This window comes from Bacillus sp. UMB0893 (genome assembly GCF_002858905.1).
GTDB lineage: Bacteria > Bacillota > Bacilli > Bacillales > Bacillaceae > Bacillus_P.
In genome coordinates this window covers 411,749-432,864 of record NZ_PKLB01000003.1, presented here as the reverse complement: position 1 = coordinate 432,864, position 21,116 = coordinate 411,749, and the positions used below count along the sequence as shown (strand labels likewise).

Here is a 21,116-nt window from a genome sequence, read left to right as displayed (position 1 = left end):
GTCGAAAAATAAGATTGAATCAATTTTTATTATATTCAAAAAATTTAATATGTCAAATAGTAAGATAATTCATTTCATATTTATTGGTTTTATGTTATTATGATTGTTTGTTTCATACTAAATAACCACTATACATAAAATCTAGACTGAAACTCCCTACTTTTTTATTGGAGGACAGAATACCTTGATATATTTAGATAATAGTGCAACCACAAGAACATACGAAGAAGTATTGCATTCTTTTACACATGTTGCAACCCGTTATTTTGCAAATCCTTCTTCTCTGCACGGACTTGGTGCAGAAGCAGAAAATCTATTAACACAGGCAAGAAAGCAGATTGCGGAACTTCTAGGTGCAGAAGCAGAAGAAATTATTTTTACATCTGGAGGTACTGAAGGGAATAATTTAGCAATTAAAGGAACAGCACTTGCTTTAAAAAACAAAGGGAAACATATTATTACAACACAAATTGAACATCCTTCTGTCATTGAAAGCTGCAGGCAGCTGCAAGAGCTGTTTGATTTTGAGATCACCTATTTACCTGTAAATGAAGAGGGAATTGTTTCAATCAAAGACGTTGAAAAACATATAAGAAAAGATACGATTTTAGTTTCCATTATGCATGTCAATAATGAAACAGGATCGATTCAGCCAATTGAAGAAATAGGAAATTTGCTGAGAATGTTTCCGGGGATTTACTTTCACGTGGATGATGTTCAAGGAGTAACAAAAGTTCCTCTTTCACTTGAAAATATTGATTTATGCAGCATCTCTGGGCATAAATTTCATGCACTTAATGGGTGCGGCGCTTTGTTTGTTCGAAAAGGCACTCGAGTAAAGCCTCTTTTAACAGGAGGACTGCAGGAAATGCAAGCCCGTTCAGGTACAGAAAGTATTGCTCTTGCTGTTTCCATGGCAAAAGCATTAAGAATGTCAATTGAAAAATATGATATCTGCAAAGATGATTTGCGAAAGATGAAAAATAAGACAATCCATGAACTAACCAAGATGAATGAAATTGTCGTAAATACACCTGAACAATCATCAGCGCCGCATATCCTCAATTTTTCTGCTCCAGGATTTCAAGCAGAAGTGCTCGTTCACATGCTGGAGCAAAGCGGTGTTTTCGTGTCCACTACATCAGCATGTTCTTCTAAAAGGAAGCGCATCAGCAACGTTCTTCTTGCAATGGGCAAAGGAGATGCGATTGCATCAAGTTCACTTCGGATCAGTCTTTCGTATGAAAATACGGAACATGAACTAAAGGTCTTTATAGATGTTTTAAAGAAATCATTGGGAAAATTAATGAAAGTAACGAGGTAGTTATATGAATTATGATCACATATTAATTCGATATGGAGAGATTTCAACAAAAGGAAAAAATCGCAAACGTTTTATTGATCAATTAAAACATAATCTAAAACTAGTTTTGACTGCATTTCCCGTGCTTGGTTTCAGCAGCAACCGTGATCGGCTCTACATAAAGCTAAATGGGGAAAATCATGAAAAAATTCTAGAAAAACTTTCGAACGTTTTTGGGATTCACTCATTCAGTCTGGCGTTAAAATGCAAAAGTGAATTAGAGGAAATAAAAAATAGTTCACTTCAGCTGATGACTGAAAAATATAAGCCGGGTAATACTTTTAAAGTATCTGCAAGAAGAGCCGACAAAACGTTTCCGCTTCTGACAAATGAAATTAACTATGCAATCGGCAGCCACATTTTGCAAAACACGGATGGTTTAACAGTTGATGTGCATGACCCTGACATTGATTTAAGAGTGGAAGTTCGTTCTGAAGGAACTTACTTGACATGTAAGGATTATCAAGGGGCAGGCGGCCTGCCAGCCGGAGTAAGCGGAAAAGCCGTGTTGATGCTTTCAGGAGGAATTGACAGTCCCGTTGCCGGGTATTATGCTATGAAACGCGGAATCGAGGTTGATGCGATACATTTCTTTAGCCCCCCCTATACGAGTGAACGAGCAAAGCAGAAGGTCATTGATCTCGCTCGCAAACTTACTGCATTAGGCGGTCAGGTCAACCTTCATATTGTTCCATTTACTGAAATACAGGAAACCATTCAAAAACAAGTTCCTGAAAGCTATATTATGACATCGACTCGGCGAATGATGCTTAAAATATCCGACAGGATTCGAGAAAGGCAGGGAGGACTTGCCATTATTACTGGAGAAAGCCTAGGCCAAGTGGCAAGCCAAACATTAGAAAGCATGTTTGCAATAAATGATGTCACAAGCACTCCAATCATCCGTCCGTTAATTACATTTGATAAAACAGATATTATTTCAATCTCTAAAGAAATAGGAACGCATGATATTTCCATTCTTCCTTATGAAGATTGCTGTACTATTTTTACACCTGCCTCGCCTGCAACAAAACCGAAGCTTGAAAAGGCAGAAAGATTTGAAAGCTTTTTGGATTTTGATCTGCTTCTTGATAAAGCCGTTGAACAGACAGAAATAATTAAAATTTCAACTAGTGATAACCAGGATTACGAGCGTCTATTTTAAAAATATATAATTGTGAACAATTACCAAAATTAGTTTGAATGAAGCCATGTGTTTTTACACAATCTAACCTCACAAGGAGGTGAAAACACATGGCAAACAACAACAGCGGCAGCAGAAACGAATTGCTAGTGCCAGGTGCACAACAAGCAATCGACCAAATGAAATATGAAATCGCTTCTGAGTTCGGAGTGAACTTAGGCGCAGAAACAACTTCTCGTGCTAACGGTTCTGTAGGCGGAGAGATTACTAAACGTTTAGTATCTTACGCTCAATCAAACATGAGTGGTTTTTCAAAATAATTGAACTAAATAGATATGGCTACGAAGGGTGGGGAACAAACCCCACTCTTTTCTTTACGCTTTTATATGCTTTCCCGGCATTTTAAATAGAGGAGGCCGTTTTTTATGACTAAAAATCATAATCGGAATGATTCAGAGTTTGGGCGAGAATTTGAGGGCGGACAAGAGCAGAACCAAAAGCTGCAAAAGTCCAAAAAACAAGGAAGAAAACGCAGAAGCGAACCTAAAAATGCAGTAGAATCGAATGAGCAAAGTTAAGTTTATGAGCGCGGACATAGAATCCGCGCTCTTTTATTGGCTGGGAAATAGGAATCAAGTTCCTCATTTAACACTTCTGATAAGATATTTTGCAATAATATTCAAAAATGTTTAAATATTATGTATAATCTAAAAGAAGATAACAAGGAGGGGTCACAATGTTAAGAGATGAGCTAATTGCGCCAGAAAACTATAATCTTGTACAAGAAGTTGAAAAACATGCAAAGGATGCAGATAGAATTGCATTGAAGTGGGAGAATGAACATGGAGATAGAGAAGAACTTACATATGGGCAGCTGCTTGATAAAGCAAATCGAATTGGAAGCGCTTTATTAAGTAAAGGTCTCACGCAAGGTGATAAAATTCTTGTCATCATTCCGAGGTTTCCTGAAGCGTATGCCGTATACTTAGGAGCTTTAAAAGCCGGGTTTGTTGTGATTCCAAGCTCCGAAATGCTGCGCACAAAAGATCTTCAATACCGAGTCACTCATGGAGATGTAAAAGGGATCATCTCTTATGCTGATTTTACAGGTGAATGTAAAGAAATAAATGAATTTCATTCTCTTCATAAATTTTCAATTGGAGGAAAGACAGAGGATTGGCATTCGCTTGAAGAAGAAGCGGACAAACAATCTGGAGAGCTTGCTCTCGCTGAGACTAGAAGAGACAGTCATGCCTTTTTATCATATACATCAGGCACAACCGGCAATCCAAAAGGCGTCGTTCATACACATGGGTGGGCTTATGCCCATTTAAAAACAGCTGCTGCAAATTGGCTCAGCATTGAAGAGAAAGATGTTGTCTGGGCAACAGCTGGGCCGGGCTGGCAAAAATGGATTTGGAGTCCGTTCTTATCCGTACTGGGGTCAGGTGCAACAGGCATTGTCTACAATGGCCGTTTTGAACCAAAGAAATACTTGCAGCTTTTGCAGGATTATCAAGTGAACGTCTTATGCTGTACGCCAACTGAATATCGATTAATGGCTAAAGTAGATAATTTAAAGGATTACTCGCTTCCTGCCCTGCACAGCGCTGTTTCAGCTGGTGAGCCATTGAACCGTGAAGTCATTGACACATTCAGACATTACTTTAACATCGAGGTTAGAGACGGGTACGGACAAACAGAGAATACGCTTTTAGTAGGAGTTATGAAAGGCATGGAGGTAAAACCAGGCTCAATGGGTAAACCGACGCCTGGAAATAAAGTTGAAATTATCAATGATGAAGGCGGAATTTGCAAGACAGGAGAAGTCGGAGACATAGCTGTTCATGTAGATACCCCTGCATTATTCAAGGAATATTATAAAGATCCTGAGCGAACGGCCATGCAATTTAGAGGCAGATACTATATTACCGGAGATAGAGCCAGAAAAGATGAAGACGGCTATTTCTGGTTTGAAGGAAGACGTGATGATATTATCATCAGCTCAGGCTATACAATTGGACCATTTGAGGTTGAAGATGCGCTGGTCAAGCATCCGTATGTAAAAGAATGCGCTGTTGTGGCAAGTCCTGATGAGCTTCGCGGAAGCATCGTGAAAGCTTTTATTGTTCTTCAGGATGAGGTAGACGCAGAATCACCAGAACTAATTGCTGTTTTGCAGGATCATGTAAAAGCGCTGACAGCTCCATATAAATATCCCCGCAAAATTGAATTTGTGGAGGAGCTGCCTAAAACAACTTCGGGTAAGATCAGAAGAATTGAATTACGGCAGCGTGAACATGCAGAAGCATAAGGTGATGAAACCGGGCAGATGACTCTGTCTGGTTTTTAATAGCAGCGAATGATAACATAGATTGAAAAGGCTCATTTCTAAAAGATTGTTGCTAGTACTCAATCGATAAAATAAGGAGTTTCATGTGTTTTCATTAGTAAAGAGCACGAAATCCTACTAATAGACATGAATACATCTAACTGCGGAAACAGCAATCTATTCGAACAAAGCCGATGAAAAAGAAAGCTGGAGGAATGTCACCTTGGGCACGCTTTGGTTTGGCGGAAAAATTTATACTTTAATAGAAGAAAGTGATACAGTTGAAGCTGTCTATGCCGAAAATGGGAAAATCATTGACACTGGATATGTGGAACATCTTCGTTCCGCATATCCTTGTACGGAAGAAGTGAATCTTAAAGGAAACATCATGATTCCTGGATTTACTGATAGCCATATGCATGTAATTGGCCATGGTGAAAAACTGATTAGGCTGGATTTTTCAGAGGTGGATTCATCTGATCAGATTTTGGAGAGTCTCCGTACGAGATCTCATGAACTTGAGCCGGGTACATGGATAATCGGCGAAGGCTGGAACGAAAATCAATTTACTGATAAGAAAATCATACACCGCACAGAACTGGATGAAGTGACAGACTTACACCCTGTCATGCTAAAACGAATTTGCCATCATGCAGTTATCGTTAATACAAAAGCGATGGAGCTTGCTGGCATTTCTGCTGCTACACCTGATCCTGAAGGCGGCGTCATTGTAAAAGACACAAATGGGGACCCGACTGGATATTTGCTGGATCAAGCACAAGAGCTGATTTTTCAAGCTCAGCCGCAAGTCTCCGAAGCTTATTTAAGGGATGCTCTTTCAAAATCGATTGAAGATTGTCATAGAATGGGTCTAGTCGGTGGACATACTGAGGATTTAGCTTATTATGGCAGCCTTGAAAATACATTGCGGGCATTTGATACAGTCATTAACGATGAAAATAAGAAATTCAGAGCCCATCTTCTCGTCCATCATTTAGTTGCAGATGAATTTCAGCAAGAAGACCGAGATCTTGGTCCATATATTGAATTCGGGGCAATGAAGCTATTTGCAGATGGTGCGCTGGGAGGAAGAACAGCACTTTTAAGTGCTCCATATCAAGATGATAACGAGACAAGCGGTGTCAGCATCCATTCAGAAGAGGGACTGCATCAGCTGATTCAAACAGCGAGAAGCTACAAAATGGAAGCGGCGATTCATACAATCGGTGACCTGGCGTTTGAAAAGGCGCTTGATGCCATCGAAGCATATCCGCCGGTGAAAGAAAATCAGCATGATCGTCTTATACACGCTCAAATTTTAAGAAGTGATTTAATTGAACGGGCAAAAAAGCTTCCGATCATATTAGATATTCAGCCAAGGTTTGTTTCAAGCGATTTTCCATGGGTGATCGACCGAATAGGCGAAGAAAGAATGAAAAATTGCTATGCATGGAAAACGCTGATAACTGAGGGACTTAAATGTGCAGGCGGTTCTGATGCTCCAATTGAACCGATTGATCCTTTGCTTGGAATTTATTCAGCAGTGAAGAGGGAAAGCATATACGATCATAAAGTATATATGCCTGAAGAGAAGCTTACTGTATTTGAAGCAGTAGAACTTTACACAAAAGGAAGCGCGTATGCCGTCCACCATGAAGCAGATCAAGGCTGCATTGCAAAGGGATTTTTAGCTGATTTTACAGTGCTAAACCGTGATATCTTCAAAGAAGATGTTCTTCTGGAAACAGAAGTCGTCATGACGGTTGTAGATAATACCATAGTATATGAAAGAAAAAAACACGCAGGCTAATGTCTGCGTGTTTTGTATACAGAGAAAGATCTGACAAAACTGTTATCAGTCTAAACTGAGGTTTTATCAGTTGAAATCCGGTTTTATCAGTCTAAATGAAGACTTTATCAGTTGAAAACATGGATTTATCAGCTAAAATTCAAGATTAATCAGTTAAACGTTTTTTTTTGCTGAAAAAACAGAGTTATCGGCCAAACCTCTGTGTAATCCGGCAACTTACAAAAACGTTCTTTTCACTTTTTCCCAGAAAGAGTTGTCTTTTAATTTGACTGTTTTAATGATCGAAGTGCTTAGTGATAGTTCAATGTTTTCAACATGACGAATGCTTAGTGCATCGTTGTCCATTCCGATTACGGGATGATCATTGCCATCTTGGACTATCTTCAGAGTTAGCTTACGGTTCTGACCTAAGATAAATGGAGATCCCAGTGTTCTGTACTTATTGTTATTCAATGATGCAAGTTCGCTTACTTGCAGACAAGGAAGAAGGGGATCAACTACAGCTCCTTGAACCGATTTATTGTATGCGGTACTTCCTGTTGGCGTAGAAATAATCATGCCATCGCCTCTGAATGTTTCGAAGTGAAGATTGTCGATAAAGACATCAATAACAAACGTTTTAATGATGCCAGAACGAATAGAGCACTCATTCAGACACTGGAAAGTTGTGTGACCGTCAATCGTGACATCGAGAATTGGATAGCGTCTTACTTCAATTTGCGCTTCTTTCATCGCTTCAATGATTTTATCTGTTTCTTCAATTTTAAAATCACAGTAGAGGCTGACGGTTCCTTTAATTGAGATTCCTACATATAGACAGTCATCCCGGAAGTTTGTTTTCCTTACGGCTTGGAGAAATGTGCCGTCGCCGCCGATGCTTACAATTATATTTGCTTGTTTTGAATCGTCAACTACTTTAAATCCATGCTGATCGGCAAGAGAAGTAAGCCCTTCCACTTTATGTACGAGTTCGTCCTCTTTTTTGTAATAAAAATAAACGTTGCGGCGATTATCAGTCATGCTTATCCTCCTTAATGTTGGAAAAGTTACACAATCTTAGCAAATGGTGTTACAATACTCTATGGTGTTTAGTTTACCATTTCTAGCTCAAAGATTGAAAGTATTGAACGATGATGAATACGTTTTTGTGAAAATCAAGGAGGAATCAACATGAATGGGAAACGATGGGGGGCACTTGTCATTGCTGCTGTCCTATTTGGGATTTCAATTGTCATTAGTCTGACAAATATGGCTTTAGCAAACAGCAATGCTTTTACAAATGCTCTTGCTTCAAATGAAGAGTTTACAGAAACGGTTTTGGAAAATGGGAATGAATCTAAAAAGATTGTTGTCCTTGAAGTAAATGGTGTAATTCAGGATACAGGAGAAAATGTCACTTCATTTTTCGAGACAGCAGGATATCAGCATCAGCAATTCCTTAAAATGATTGATGCGGCTGCGAAAGATAAAAATGTACGCGGCATAATGCTTCGCGTGAATTCTCCTGGAGGCGGAGTCGTTGAAAGTGCAGAAATACATAAACATATAATAGATGCAAAAGAAAAATACAAAAAGAAAATTTATGTCTCAATGGGTACCACTGCTGCTTCCGGCGGCTATTACATTTCCGCGCCAGCTGATAAAATATATGCTGCTCCTGATACTTTAACAGGATCTTTAGGTGTCATCATGCAGGGCATTAACTACAGCGGGCTGGCTGAAAAATATGGTGTGAAATTTGAAACAGTAAAAAGCGGAGAATTTAAAGACATCATGTCCCCTGCCCGTGAAATGACAACAGAAGATAGAGAGATTCTTCAAGCAATGGTGGATAATGCGTACCAGGGATTTGTAGATGTAATTGGCAATGGGCGCGGATTGTCTGAAGAAGAAGTTCGAAAAGCTGCAGATGGACGAATCTATGATGGGCGTCAGGCTAAACAATTAAACTTAATTGATGAGCTTGGGTTTCTGGATGATGCGTTAACAGGAATGAAAAAGGACTTGAAAATCGAAGGTGCACAAGTGATCGAGTATGAAGCGGCAGCAGGTTTTGATTCATTGCTTTCATTAGGAGCAAATAAAGTCTTTAATGATGAATTCGAAATGATGGGTTTATACCGCTTTTTCTCTCAATCTAATTCACCTAGAATGATGTATTTGTACTCAGAATAAGAGGAGGTTTTGCAAATGGATGCTACGTTTGAAGAAGAACATAACCACGAGCAGCCTCTTCAGAAATTCGAAGAAAGCCATCCAGTGATGAACGTTCATTACGCAGGCTTCTGGCTCCGGTTTTGGGCATATTTAATTGATTTAATTGTAATTGGAAGCGTAAATCGCATTTTTTTTCATCCTTTATTTACTTGGCTTGATATTCCGACATCTGACCGGTTTATTTTCTCTCCAATCCAAATATGTACCGCCTTATCATTTTATCTATACTTCGTTTTCATGACGAAATATTTAGGGCAAACGTTAGGGAAAATGGTTTTTGGATTGAGAGTCGTTTCTTTGCATCAGGAAAAATTGACTTGGAGCACAGTCCTATTCAGAGAGCTGATTGGGCGATTTATATCTAAATTCACATGGATCGGATACCTTGTCACAGCGTTTACTCCTAAAAAGCAAGGAGTACATGATCTTTTTGCGGAAACAACAGTCACAACCGAATATATGAAAAAAAATGAACCTGCTGCCGAATAATGGCCGCAGGTTTATTTTTTTTACGAAAGGTGATAATGAAAGATTGAAAGGTTGTGAATAATGGTGTTATGGATATGGATCACTGCAAGTGCACTTTTTCTGTTCATTTTTTTGCTTATTTATATGAAGATAACGGTGATCTTCGATTTAAAACATGTTGGTGATGATGATGAGATAAAAGTAAAATTTAAAGCGATTTTCGGAATACTGAAGTACACTATCAAAATTCCTCTTGTAAAAGTAGATCCAAATGGACCTAATATTCTTATAAAAGAAGAAAAAAAAATGGGTGGTACAAGTGAGCCGAAAGAAATAGATGAAAAAATTTCTCCGAATGATATGTTAGCAAGCATTAAAGATTTTAAAGAACTTACTGAGCATATCGTCCATTTAAATAAAATCGTACGCAAATTTTTAAGTCATGTTCAAATTTCAAAGTTTAAATGGCATTCCCAATTAGGAACAGGTGATGCTGCAACCACAGGCATGATCATAGGTCCAGGCTGGACATTAAAAGGTTCTGTAGTTGGCATCATCAGCAGTTATATGAAATTGAAGAGCCGTCCGAACTTATCAATTGAACCGAATTTTTATCAAAAGAGTTCAAAAACGAATCTGTCATGTATGCTTCACTTTCGAATCGGGCATGCTATTGTGGCAGGAATACGCTTGCTCAAATATTGGAGAGGCGGACGTCCAACCTTTATTAATCAGCCATTTTCTTTCCTTTCAAAGGAAAAGAAAAATAAATCAGCTTAGAGGAGGCTTTTTATCATGAGTGATCATCCGATTCAAGGACTTATGAAAACAGCAATGGAAAACCTGAAACAAATGATTGATGTCAATACGATCATTGGAGATCCAGTTGAAACACCTGATGGCAGTGTCATTTTAACTGTTTCAAAGGTAGGCTTCGGATTTGCAGCAGGAGGAAGTGAGTTTAACGGCCAAGGTATTGAAGATAAAAATTATAACGGAGCTGGAAACGGCGGATCCTCGGGCAGCAATAAACTCCCATTTGGCGGCGGAAGCGGCGGCGGTGTCTCTATTACACCAATCGCGTTCTTAATTGTCGGATCAAATGGCGTAAAAATGCTTCACTTAGATGAAAGCACCCATTTGTATGAAAAAATACTGGATACCGCACCTCAGGCAGTTGAAAAAATTCAAGGAATTTTCAAAAAAAATAACAATGATCAAAACCAATCAAAAAATCAGCAGCAGAATAAAGAAGATTTTGATATTTGAACATGGGCGCCAGTTGCTTCAGCAACAGGCGTCTTATTTTTGGCAGAGAATTTCATTTTAATGAATGAAAGATTGTTAATTTTCTTATTAAGACTCAAACACGTTTGTTAGAAAGGTTTCCTGCTCTCTATTAGAAAGGCTCTTTTCGTAAAGTTTGTTGCTTTTAAATGGTTAAAACCTTTTAGTGGATTGTAGCGGAAAGCAAGTGCCTGCAGCGGAAATCCACGGGTACAATTAATAACCAAAACCAGCAATCAATGCGAAAACAGCCTTTAGAAAAGAACCTAATTAATTTAAATATTTCGTAAATTATCAGGCGTAAACATTGCAAACCATCTCTAATCAAGCTATATTTACACTGTACATACTTATTAGGGAGGAATCTTTCATGGCATCTATTACATTTAAACAAAATCCTGTAACGCTTATTGGCAACGAGGTAAAAGTTGGAGACACCGCTCCAAATTTCACGGTGCTTGCAAATGATTTGTCAGAAGTATCTCTTGCTGATTCAAAAGGACAAGTCCGTATTTTATCTGTTGTGCCTTCAATTGATACTGGTGTATGTGACGCACAAACACGCCGTTTCAATGAAGAAGCATCTAAATTGGACAACTTAAAGGTATTAACAGTCAGTGTAGATCTTCCTTTTGCACAAAAACGCTGGTGTGCAGCAAATGGCATTGAAAATGTTCAAACCGTGTCTGATCACCGCGATCTATCTTTTGGAGAAGCATATGGTGTTCACATCCAGGAATTAAGATTGCTGGCGCGTGCTGTATTTGTTGTAGACAGCAATGACAAGGTGACATATGTGGAATATGTAAGCGAAGCAACAGATCATCCTAACTACGATGCTGCGATTGAAGCTGCTAAAGCTGCAAACTAATCACGGCTATAAAGAACCTCAGTGTGAGGCACTGAGGTTCTTTTTTATGCAATGTGAAATTAACAAAGAGCAGGTTTCTGCGCTTTTGTTCTGCTTGAAAAGTAGGACATCAATCAGTAGAATAGTGATACGAACATTGAAGGAGGAAACGACCATGCAAGCCGTTTCGAAAGTAGAGAAGCTGTTTAGTTTAATGAATGAATCAGCTGAATTAATCTCTAAAGAATTAAATTGTACATATATTGAGGCAGTAGCTGAAACAGGAGAAAATTTGTTTCACGGTGACGTCCTTCAAGAGGACATGAGCGAAATCACAAAACGAAGTCTTGAAAAAAAATATGAGCAGGCAAAGATAAGTTCATACGAAAAAGAAGAAATCCGCAAAGCATTTCAGCTTGTCATATTAAAAGGGCTGAAAGAAGGCGCGCATGCCAACCATCAAATGACACCTGACACGGTTGGATTATTTACAGGATATCTTGTTAATAAATTTGCTGCAAATCAAACGGATTTAACGATTCTTGATCCAGCAGTTGGCACAGGAAATTTATTAACAACGGTTCTGAATCACCTTAAACAAAATCAAGCGGAAAGCTTCGGAATTGAAGTGGATGATTTACTGATAAAGCTTGCATACCTGAATGCGAATCTCGGAGAGCATGCTGTTCAGTTTTTCAATCAGGATTCCTTAGAACCGCTTTACATTGATCCTGTTGATTATGTGATTTGTGATCTGCCAATCGGATATTACCCGAACGATGTCGGAGCAGATAAATATGAATTAAAAGCGGCCAGCGGCCATTCTTATTCCCATCATCTTTTTATTGAACAAAGCATTAAGTATACAAAAGCAGGCGGTTATTTATTTTTTATTGTGCCAAATCATCTTTTTGAATCGAAAGAAGCTCCAAAACTGAAGGAATATTTAAAAGAAAATGTGATTGTACAAGGTTTGCTTCAGCTGCCATCATCTCTTTTCAAAGATAAACAGCATGCCAAAAGTATTTTTATCCTTCAAAAAAAGGGCGAGGGAATCAGCGCTCCTAAACAAGCGATGCTTGCTAATCTCCCGAAATTCTCAGATAAAAGTGGAATGCAATCAATCATGAAACAATTAGATAGCTGGTTTCTCGAGAATAAAAAATAAGAATCACAAATGTGGTTCTTTTTCTTTGTTCAAGGACAAAATGTATACTTTAAAAATCAGAATAAATTGAATATAACCTGTAAACGATTGCAAGCGGGAAATGTACTTGAAATGTCTGACATCCAATGTTTAAATGAGAAAGTCAGATAATATTGAGGTTCATTTGTAAAGAATAAAGAAGTGAACATTTTGCCTTAATTCTAAAATATGCAAAGTGCTTTATATATAAAGGAGCGGTAAACATCATGGCAAAAGTAATTGCAATTAATGCAGGGAGCTCTTCTTTGAAGTTTCAATTATTCGAAATGCCGGCTGAAGAAGTTTTAACGGCTGGGTTAGTTGAGCGCATCGGTATGGATCAAGCAGTATTTACGATTTCAGTGAATGGAGAAAAACAAACAGAAATAACGGATATCCCAGATCATGCTGTTGCTGTTAAAATTCTTCTTTCAAAATTGACGGAGCTTAATATCATTCAATCATTAGATGAAATTGAAGGTATTGGACACCGTGTAGTTCACGGCGGAGAAAAATTCAACGATTCTGTTCTTATTACAGATGAAACACTTATAGAAATTGAAGAGCTATCAGAATTAGCACCTCTTCATAATCCGGCAAACGTCGTTGGAATCAAAGCATTCAAAGAGGTTCTGCCGAACGTTCCAGCGGTAGCGGTTTTTGATACAGCCTTTCACCAAACAATGCCAGACCAATCTTTCTTGTACAGCCTTCCATATGAGTATTACGAAAATTATGGAATCCGCAAATACGGCTTCCATGGAACATCTCATAAATATGTTTCAGAAAGAGCAGCCGAATTACTAGGCCGTCCGATTGAACAGCTGCGTCTTATTTCTTGTCACTTAGGAAACGGTGCAAGTATTGCAGCCATCGAAGGCGGAAAATCCATTGATACCTCTATGGGCTTTACCCCGCTTGCTGGTGTAGCAATGGGAACACGTTCAGGAAATATTGATCCAGCTTTAATTCCATTTATCATGGAGAAAACTGGTCATTCTGCGATTGAAGTACTGGACATTTTAAACAAAAAAAGCGGTCTGCTTGGTATATCAGGTTTATCATCAGACCTTCGCGACATTACAAAAGCTGCAGAAGAGGGAAATGAGCGTGCAAGAACTTCATTAGAAGTATTCGCAAGCAGAATCCATAAATATATTGGATCATATGCAGCCCGTATGTCAGGCGTTGATGCGATTATCTTTACAGCCGGAATCGGCGAAAACAGCATCGATATCCGCGAGCGTGTACTACGCGGTTTAGAATTTATGGGTGTATACTGGGATCCTGCTCTTAATCAGGTTCGCGGTGAAGAGGCGTTCGTAAGCTATCCTCATTCTCCTGTAAAAGTAATCATCATTCCGACTAACGAAGAAGTTATGATTGCCCGTGATGTTGAACGAATTGCAAAATAAATAATTAGAAGAGACAGTCATCATTTGGTGGCTGTCTTTTTTTTGAGCTCTAAATTAGCTCCTTTTAAAAGAGCACGAAATACAAGGAAAAACGGGAACTAGTAAAAACCCGCTTCATTCATCCGCAAAAAAAATCCTGTTTTGGAAACACTAAGAAAAGTCCTGAATGACTGCTAAAAGGAAGGGGGAATTTTTTTGGAGTCAGCCTGGCTCTCACTTGTTCCATTTATAATTGTCATAGCGATCTCCATTTGGCTCAAAGAAATCTTACCTGGACTTGTTCTTGGCCTGCTTACGGGTTCAATTATTGCAAAGGGCAATATATTAGAAGGTCTGCAGCAAGTAATAAATTATCTTGTCAAAACATTATCAGATGAGACAAATATTAAAATCATCGGTTTCCTTTATTTGTTTGGCGGACTAGTGGGGATGATGAAAATAGCTGGGGGAATAAAAGGGTTTTCAGAATGGGTTGGGACAAAGGTGAAGTCCAAGCGTGGACTGCTCGGACTCATTTGGCTAACGTTGCCGTTTACGTTTATGATGCCAATGTTTCGCATCATGATGATTGGTCCAGTTGTGAAATCTCTTATGGAGAAAAGCAATCTATCAAAACAAAAAGTCGGTTTTACCATGGATGTTTCAACAGCATCCACGATTGTTCTTTTACCGGCAGGCACTGCCTTTACTGGATTCATGATCTCTCTAGTGGAAGCCGGTATTCAAAGGCATCAGATCGATTTTTCACCTTATCAAGTTTTTTTGCTCAGTATTCCGTTTAACTTCTTTGCTATTGCGATGCTCCTTGTTGGTCTAGTGAATACCTTTTGGCTTTCTCCTAAAAAGAAGAGGCCAGTTCATCAGAAAAACAATGAAAAGATGGAACAGCATCCTTATCACGGCATTGGCATCAAACAAGAATTAGCTCTGGTAAAAGCACAGCCTTGGAATTTAATTGTACCGCTCTTTCTGCTCCTTGGTTTATCCTTATTTCTTTTGTGGCAGGATGGCATTGCAAATGGCGGCAAGTCAGTCTTTCAGGCTTTTTCTAAGGCAGACGCAACATTTGTCATGCTGCTGTCCGTTTTTATCACACTCGTAATCACTTTTATTTTTTATGTCATTCGTCATGTCCCTCTAAAAGAAATTTTGTACCATTTTTACGATGGGGGAAACCAGCTCATGCAGGCGATTATTCTCCTCATTCTAGTATGGTCGCTATCTTTAGCAGCAGAGGATCTTGGCTTTTCAGATTTTATCAGTTCAACGCTTGGTACTTTTTTACCTTCTTATCTTGTTCCAGCCATCATTTTTGTCATCGGTTCTGCAGTCGGTTATTTTATCGGATCTTCCTGGGGGACGTGGGGATTGTTTATGCCGCTTGGCATGACATTAGCTATCTCTTCAGGGGCTTCAATTCCACTTACCGTGGGAGCCGTTTTTGCAGCCGGATCATTTGGAGCGATGACCTCGCCGCTCGGCGATACAACCATTACTACTGCTTCGATCCTGGAAATGCCTCTTGTGGAATATGCAAGGTATAAATTGAAATTCACGGCTATGGGAGGAGCCGCAGCTATTGTTTTATATGTTTCTTTTGGATTCTTTTCAGGTTGAAGAAATCGGGCAGTTTTCAGTCCATCATCTGTTTACCATACTGAAAGCAGATCATCCATTATGATATAATAAATAAATAATGGTGAGGTTTGAAAACGGGAGGGAAGAATATGACGCTGTCAAAACGGGAGAATCAATTGCTCGCAGAAATACAAGAGTGGGAAAAGCACTTGCGTGAAGATCTTCGTTCAGATTTTGGGCGCACATATGACAAATGGCTGAATCGGAAGTTCAATGAGATTCCAGAGCCGGTACAAAGAAAATTCTTTGATAAGCTGGATGGCATTCTCTTTCATTTACACTCATTTATTCAAAATTCACATTTACACCATGATGCTAGACAGCAGTTACTCATGACGGCCAAGACGTTTGATGAAGATATTCAGCAGATTTATGATTTGAAGAGACTCAGTGTCGATCAATTACATTACATATCAGATTTACAGCTGTCCAAGCATCGCCTGTATTCATTTGTTCAGGGCGGACTGGCAGGAACAGGCGGACTATTATTAATGGGAGTTGATCTGCCTGCTCAAATGCTGATAAACTTGCGGGCTGTTCAAATGACTGCATTGAGCTATGGTTTTGAAGTGAATGCTCCTTTTGAAATGATGACTTCTTTAAAGGTGTATAACGCTGCACTGCTCCCGAAACATTTGCGCTATAAACAATGGATTTCTCTTACGGAAGAATTAAATAATCATGAGGATAACCCGTTTTTATATGAAGGAGAAGACAAGCTTGCGAATCAGTCAAGCATTGATCATCTTATGAAGCAGCTTGTTAAGGTTTCGGCCATTTATATGCTGCGGAAGAAGATGATTGGCGGTATTCCTTTAATAGGCATCGCGATAGGGGCGGGAATCAATTATCAGATGACAAGGCAAATTACAGAATTTGCTCATCAATACTATCGTTACAGACTATTGCTTGAAAAAAAAGGATGACTGCCATGAGTTCAATTGAACATAAATTACAATCTCCTGCCAGAGTATCGTGTAAAATTATTACAGTTAGCGATACGAGGACCGCAGATACGGATAAAAGCGGCCAGCTCATTTCAAAGCTAATAAAAGAAGCTGGTCATGAAATCGCTCAATATGAAATCATTCCAGATGAAGAGGCATTAATCAAAAACGCTGTTAAAAGCGGATGTATGTCAGATCAAGTTGACGTCATTCTCATAAATGGCGGCACAGGGATCGCCAAAAGAGATGTAACAATTGAAGCTGTACAGAGCTTGCTTGAAAAGGAAATCCCAGGCTTTGGAGAGCTGTTCAGAATGCTCAGCTATCAAGAAGATATCGGTTCTTCAGCTATCCTCAGCAGGGCAGTTGCAGGGGTAGGGGATGATACTGTCATCTTTTCAATGCCAGGATCATCAGGTGCAGTAAGATTGGCAATGGAAAAATTAATCATTCCTGAACTTGGACATACAGTTAGGGAAGTCAGAAAAGACTTAATGGGTTGAATATTTATACGAGTTTAAAAAACATCTCCGGTTCCGGTGATGTTTTTTTGGTCTATTCTAAAACATTGTTGATTTGCGGCCGTATTAAGAGCGTTCAATCGTTATGAAATGTATAAATCTTTTGAATGCAGCAGCAAGAGCACAAAGCGCTGCTAACACATATGTGTCCCAATACAATCTTGGCTAACATACCCTTTTTTAGTGATGAACTCGCTCTGATACATCCTGATGAAGCCTAAACCAAAGCCATAGATCATTGATTATGGATGCATGTTCAGAAATTTCGGCATTAAGCTGACAAGATCTTGAAAAATTTTCTTCGTTATTCAATTCTTCTTGTTTTGCATTAATCAGTTCTTCAATTTTAGCGATTTGATCGGGAATGGAACCGCGGATTTTCTCCCATTGTATTAAAATCAATTCCTGTTCATCTGTATGGATCTTTTCCCACTTACCCTGGATGTCAGGAAGGCTGATTCCCAGCCGCTCACTAAAACGAAAATGTTTCATTCGAATTCCCCCGTACATATGATTTCCTTTATTCTACATGTCACGTGTATAAAACTCACGAATTTTTAATAAAAACTTTTGCGAAAACTATTGAAAAACAAAGAAGAAGTTGTTAAAGTGGTATTTATCAAATGAATAGTTATGTATTTAAATTAATATTTATACATCTGAGAGGGGAAATAATAAGATGAGTTTAAATAAAAAAGTAGTGTTGGCTTATTCTGGAGGATTAGATACTTCAGTAGCAATTAAATGGCTTCAGGATCAAGGATATGAAGTGATTGCATGCTGCCTGGACGTCGGTGAAGGAAAAGACCTCGCATTTGTTCAAAATAAAGCATTACAGGTTGGCGCAGCTAAATCATACGTGATTGACGCAAAAAAGGAATTTGCAGAAGAATATGCTCTGGTAGCTCTGCAATCACATGCATTATATGAAGGGAAATATCCATTAGTATCGGCATTGTCCCGCCCTTTAATTGCTAAAAAACTTGTGGAGGTTGCCGAACAGGAAGATGCAATTGCAGTTGCACATGGGTGTACGGGGAAAGGGAATGATCAGGTCCGTTTTGAAGTATCTATTAAAGCATTAAATCCTGATCTTGAAGTACTGGCGCCTGTCCGTGAATGGAGCTGGTCACGGGAGGAAGAAATTCAATATGCACAGGAAAACAATATCCCGATTCCGATCAATCTTGGAAGCCCATTTTCAATCGATCAAAACTTATGGGGAAGAAGCAATGAATGCGGAGTGCTTGAGGATCCATGGGCAGCTCCTCCTGAAGAAGCATATGATTTGACAAATTCTATTGAAAAAACACCTGATGTGCCTGAAATGGTTGAAATTGAATTTGAACAGGGTGTTCCAGTTTCATTAAATGGCGTTTCTTATCCGCTTGCAGAGCTAATTCTTCACTTAAACACACTCGCTGGAAAGCATGGAGTGGGCAGAATCGATCATGTCGAGAATCGCCTCGTCGGAATTAAATCACGTGAGGTGTATGAATGCCCGGCAGCAATTACGCTGCTTAAAGCACATAAGGAATTAGAAGATCTGACACTTGTAAAAGAAGTCGCACACTTTAAACCTGTGATTGAAATGAAGCTTACAGAGCTCATCTATAATGGCTTATGGTTTTCACCGCTGAAGCAAGCTCTTCTAGGATTCCTGAAGGAGACACAAACACATGTGACAGGTACCGTTCGTGTAAAACTTTTTAAAGGTCATGCGATAGTTGAAGGAAGAAAGTCAGTATACTCTCTATATGATGAAAAGCTTGCAACATATACGAATGAAGACTCTTTTGACCATCAGGCAGCAGTTGGATTCATTTCACTTTATGGTCTGCCTACAAAAGTCAGCAGCATGGTACAAGGCAAGAAGAAGGTGAACATATGAAAAAACTGTGGGGTGGCCGCTTTCAAAAAACGCCTGAAAAATGGGTAGATGAATTTGGAGCATCCATTTCATTTGATAAAGAGCTTGTACTGGAAGATATTCAAGGAAGCCTGGCACATGTGAGCATGCTCGGGCAGTGCGGAATAATTGAACCGATTGAAGCCCAGCAAATTAAGGAAGGCCTGCAAACTTTAAAAGAAAAAGCAGAAAACGATGATCTCGTCTTTTCTGTAGATTATGAAGATATTCATTTAAATCTGGAAAAGCTGCTTATTGATGAAATCGGCCCAGTCGGAGGGAAGCTGCATACAGCCAGAAGCAGAAATGACCAGGTGGCTGCGGATATGCATCTATATTTAAGAAATCACGTTAATGAAATCAGCCAGCTGATTTCGGCTTTTCAGCTGACGCTTATAAATAAAGCAAAAGATAATGTTGAAACGATCTTGCCGGGATATACCCATCTTCAGCGGGCACAGCCGATTTCATTTGCTCATCACCTGTTAGCTTATTTCTGGATGCTTGAACGCGATAAACAGCGGTTTGAGGAATCGTTGAAGCGTGTGAACATTTCCCCGCTTGGCTGCGGGGCACTCGCAGGTACAACGTTTCCAATTGATCGTCACTTAACCGCAGAACTGCTTGAATTTGACGGAATATATGAAAATAGCCTTGATGGAGTAAGCGATCGTGATTTTATCGTTGAATTTTTAAGCAACAGCTCCCTTCTGATGATGCACCTTTCACGGTTTTGCGAAGAATTGATTTTGTGGTGCAGTCAGGAATTTCAGTTTGTAGAGCTTGATGATACTTACGCTACGGGGAGCTCGATGATGCCGCAGAAGAAAAACCCTGATATGGCAGAATTAATTCGCGGAAAAACTGGACGTGTTTACGGAAACTTGTTTTCATTGCTGACTACATTAAAAGGCTTGCCTCTCGCCTATAACAAAGATATGCAGGAGGACAAGGAAGGCATGTTCGATACGGTCCGCACGGTAGAAGGCAGCCTGCAAATATTCATCGGGATGATTGAAACATTGAAAGTAAAAGAAGACAACATGAAGAAAGCGACAACAGAGGATTTTTCAAATGCAACTGAACTGGCTGATTATCTTGCCAAAAAAGGCATGCCATTCAGAGAAGCACATGAAGTTGTTGGAAAACTAGTGTTTACTTGCATTCAAAAAGATATTTACTTGAAAGATCTTTCATTAGCAGAATATCAGGCAGCTTCTTCTTTATTCACTTCAGATTTGTTTGAGGCAATCGATCCGTATACAGCTGTTGCAAAAAGAATCAGCGACGGCGGTACTGGTTTTACGAAAGTAAAAGAAGCAATTGAAAAGGCAGAAAAAACGCTGATCAAAAATATACAGGTTTTACCATCGTAAACATCCTCTTTTTCACAAATGATAATGTAGAGTACAACACTATAATGAGGAGCTGATCTCGTTGGCAAAAGAAAAGGATCCTAAAAATCATTCAGCTTATTATGATTATGAAGGAGAAAATGAAACATCTCAGCAAATTACGGACGCTTACTCTAGCGGGGTAGTTGAACAGCAATACGAGCAAAATTTCCTGCAGGAGAATTTGCAGTCTATAAAAGAAGAGCAAGAGTAGGATTGGATTTTATCCAAATAAATAATAGTAAGAGAAGAAGTCATCGTTATGGTGACTTTTTTCTTATTTTTCCAGTATTAAATACAGCATTCAAAAGAAATAGAGCATTGCAAAATGGTCATCACTATTGGGAGCGTAGCCGTTAATGACTTGCTGTTATAAAAGGATTCAGCTGCTGAAAATAAAATGCACTAAAAGAGCCAAGACAAACGGTAATAAAGAATCCAAACAGATTGCCGGCATATAGACCAAAGAAACTACGCTTCGGTGAAATAGCATATCTCGCCATATCCGCTGATGCACAGACGTCTGAAATGTACTGTACAAACAAAAGGCTTGAATATAGTGCCATTGTCAAAAATGCAGAATCTGAGTCTTGAGGCATATCAATTGATGATAGCTTTGCCGTGTTTGTAGTAAA

Annotated in this window: 22 protein-coding genes; 19 read left to right on the top strand and 3 right to left on the bottom strand. The window is 39.1% G+C overall.

The window, feature by feature from the left end; translation table 11 throughout:
- Window positions 1-184 precede the first annotated feature (184 nt).
- The 6 genes from CYJ36_RS10020 (at window position 185) to CYJ36_RS10000 (ending at window position 6,649) form a co-directional block, all read left to right on the top strand.
- Complete coding sequence (locus tag CYJ36_RS10020; protein WP_101567119.1) at window positions 185-1,324, top strand: cysteine desulfurase family protein; 1,140 nt, start codon at window positions 185-187, stop codon at window positions 1,322-1,324.
- A gap of 4 nt (window positions 1,325-1,328) precedes the next feature.
- Window positions 1,329-2,528: a tRNA uracil 4-sulfurtransferase ThiI gene (gene thiI, locus CYJ36_RS10015; protein ID WP_101567118.1), complete on the top strand. Its 1,200-nt coding sequence runs from the start codon at window positions 1,329-1,331 to the stop codon at window positions 2,526-2,528.
- Window positions 2,529-2,617: 89 nt separating this feature from the next.
- A complete protein-coding gene (locus CYJ36_RS10010; RefSeq protein WP_101567117.1) occupies window positions 2,618-2,827 on the top strand; it encodes an alpha/beta-type small acid-soluble spore protein in 210 nt (69 codons plus the stop codon).
- A 105-nt stretch (window positions 2,828-2,932) separates the two neighbouring features.
- Window positions 2,933-3,085 carry a hypothetical protein gene (locus CYJ36_RS23610; RefSeq protein ID WP_180850213.1) on the top strand — a complete coding sequence of 51 codons (153 nt, stop codon included), beginning with the start codon at window positions 2,933-2,935 and terminating at the stop codon, window positions 3,083-3,085.
- Window positions 3,086-3,243: 158 nt separating this feature from the next.
- Window positions 3,244-4,821: an acyl-CoA synthetase MbcS gene (gene mbcS / locus CYJ36_RS10005; protein WP_101567116.1), complete on the top strand. Its 1,578-nt coding sequence runs from the start codon at window positions 3,244-3,246 to the stop codon at window positions 4,819-4,821.
- Window positions 4,822-5,062: 241 nt separating this feature from the next.
- Window positions 5,063-6,649, top strand: a complete 1,587-nt coding sequence (locus CYJ36_RS10000) for an amidohydrolase (RefSeq protein ID WP_101567115.1) — start codon at window positions 5,063-5,065, stop codon at window positions 6,647-6,649.
- 216 nt (window positions 6,650-6,865) lie between these two features.
- Here CYJ36_RS10000 and CYJ36_RS09995 read toward each other — a convergent pair whose 3' ends face one another.
- Window positions 6,866-7,669, bottom strand: coding sequence for an NAD kinase (locus tag CYJ36_RS09995; RefSeq protein WP_101567114.1), 804 nt, complete (start codon window positions 7,667-7,669; stop codon window positions 6,866-6,868).
- Window positions 7,670-7,819: 150 nt separating this feature from the next.
- On the opposite strand from CYJ36_RS09995, the gene sppA reads away from it, so the two are divergent.
- From sppA to CYJ36_RS09945, 10 genes are all read left to right on the top strand, one after another.
- Complete coding sequence (gene sppA, locus CYJ36_RS09990) at window positions 7,820-8,824, top strand: signal peptide peptidase SppA (RefSeq protein ID WP_101567113.1); 1,005 nt, start codon at window positions 7,820-7,822, stop codon at window positions 8,822-8,824.
- A 15-nt stretch (window positions 8,825-8,839) separates the two neighbouring features.
- Complete coding sequence (locus CYJ36_RS09985) at window positions 8,840-9,355, top strand: RDD family protein (RefSeq protein ID WP_101567112.1); 516 nt, start codon at window positions 8,840-8,842, stop codon at window positions 9,353-9,355.
- Window positions 9,356-9,415: 60 nt separating this feature from the next.
- On the top strand, window positions 9,416-10,114 hold the full coding sequence (locus CYJ36_RS09980; protein ID WP_101567111.1) for a DUF2953 domain-containing protein: 699 nt from the start codon (window positions 9,416-9,418) through the stop codon (window positions 10,112-10,114).
- A 15-nt stretch (window positions 10,115-10,129) separates the two neighbouring features.
- Complete coding sequence (gene ytfJ, locus CYJ36_RS09975) at window positions 10,130-10,603, top strand: GerW family sporulation protein (RefSeq protein ID WP_101567110.1); 474 nt, start codon at window positions 10,130-10,132, stop codon at window positions 10,601-10,603.
- Between the two features lie 388 nt (window positions 10,604-10,991).
- A complete protein-coding gene (gene tpx / locus CYJ36_RS09970) occupies window positions 10,992-11,492 on the top strand; it encodes a thiol peroxidase (protein ID WP_101567109.1) in 501 nt (166 codons plus the stop codon).
- 154 nt (window positions 11,493-11,646) lie between these two features.
- Window positions 11,647-12,639 (top strand): class I SAM-dependent methyltransferase, encoded by a 993-nt coding sequence (locus CYJ36_RS09965; protein ID WP_101567108.1) that lies wholly within the window; start codon window positions 11,647-11,649, stop codon window positions 12,637-12,639.
- A gap of 245 nt (window positions 12,640-12,884) precedes the next feature.
- A complete protein-coding gene (locus CYJ36_RS09960) occupies window positions 12,885-14,072 on the top strand; it encodes an acetate kinase (protein WP_101567107.1) in 1,188 nt (395 codons plus the stop codon).
- A 195-nt stretch (window positions 14,073-14,267) separates the two neighbouring features.
- Window positions 14,268-15,689, top strand: a complete 1,422-nt coding sequence (locus tag CYJ36_RS09955; protein ID WP_101567106.1) for a Na+/H+ antiporter NhaC family protein — start codon at window positions 14,268-14,270, stop codon at window positions 15,687-15,689.
- Window positions 15,690-15,799: 110 nt separating this feature from the next.
- Window positions 15,800-16,636, top strand: a complete 837-nt coding sequence (locus CYJ36_RS09950; RefSeq protein ID WP_101567105.1) for an EcsC family protein — start codon at window positions 15,800-15,802, stop codon at window positions 16,634-16,636.
- A gap of 5 nt (window positions 16,637-16,641) precedes the next feature.
- Window positions 16,642-17,160, top strand: coding sequence for a MogA/MoaB family molybdenum cofactor biosynthesis protein (locus tag CYJ36_RS09945; RefSeq protein WP_101567104.1), 519 nt, complete (start codon window positions 16,642-16,644; stop codon window positions 17,158-17,160).
- A gap of 198 nt (window positions 17,161-17,358) precedes the next feature.
- Here CYJ36_RS09945 and CYJ36_RS09940 read toward each other — a convergent pair whose 3' ends face one another.
- On the bottom strand, window positions 17,359-17,670 hold the full coding sequence (locus CYJ36_RS09940; RefSeq protein WP_101567103.1) for a hypothetical protein: 312 nt from the start codon (window positions 17,668-17,670) through the stop codon (window positions 17,359-17,361).
- 187 nt (window positions 17,671-17,857) lie between these two features.
- Between CYJ36_RS09940 and CYJ36_RS09935 the strand changes: the two genes are divergently transcribed.
- From CYJ36_RS09935 to CYJ36_RS23605, 3 genes are all read left to right on the top strand, one after another.
- On the top strand, window positions 17,858-19,069 hold the full coding sequence (locus CYJ36_RS09935) for an argininosuccinate synthase (protein ID WP_101567102.1): 1,212 nt from the start codon (window positions 17,858-17,860) through the stop codon (window positions 19,067-19,069).
- Window positions 19,066-20,463 (top strand): argininosuccinate lyase, encoded by a 1,398-nt coding sequence (argH, locus tag CYJ36_RS09930; protein WP_101567101.1) that lies wholly within the window; start codon window positions 19,066-19,068, stop codon window positions 20,461-20,463. The genes CYJ36_RS09935 and argH overlap by 4 nt, the downstream gene beginning before the upstream one ends.
- Before the next feature lie 61 nt (window positions 20,464-20,524).
- Window positions 20,525-20,695, top strand: coding sequence for a hypothetical protein (locus tag CYJ36_RS23605; RefSeq protein ID WP_180850211.1), 171 nt, complete (start codon window positions 20,525-20,527; stop codon window positions 20,693-20,695).
- 142 nt (window positions 20,696-20,837) lie between these two features.
- Here CYJ36_RS23605 and CYJ36_RS24055 read toward each other — a convergent pair whose 3' ends face one another.
- Complete coding sequence (locus tag CYJ36_RS24055) at window positions 20,838-21,080, bottom strand: hypothetical protein (protein WP_219621082.1); 243 nt, start codon at window positions 21,078-21,080, stop codon at window positions 20,838-20,840.
- Between the last annotated feature and the right edge of the window lie 36 nt (window positions 21,081-21,116).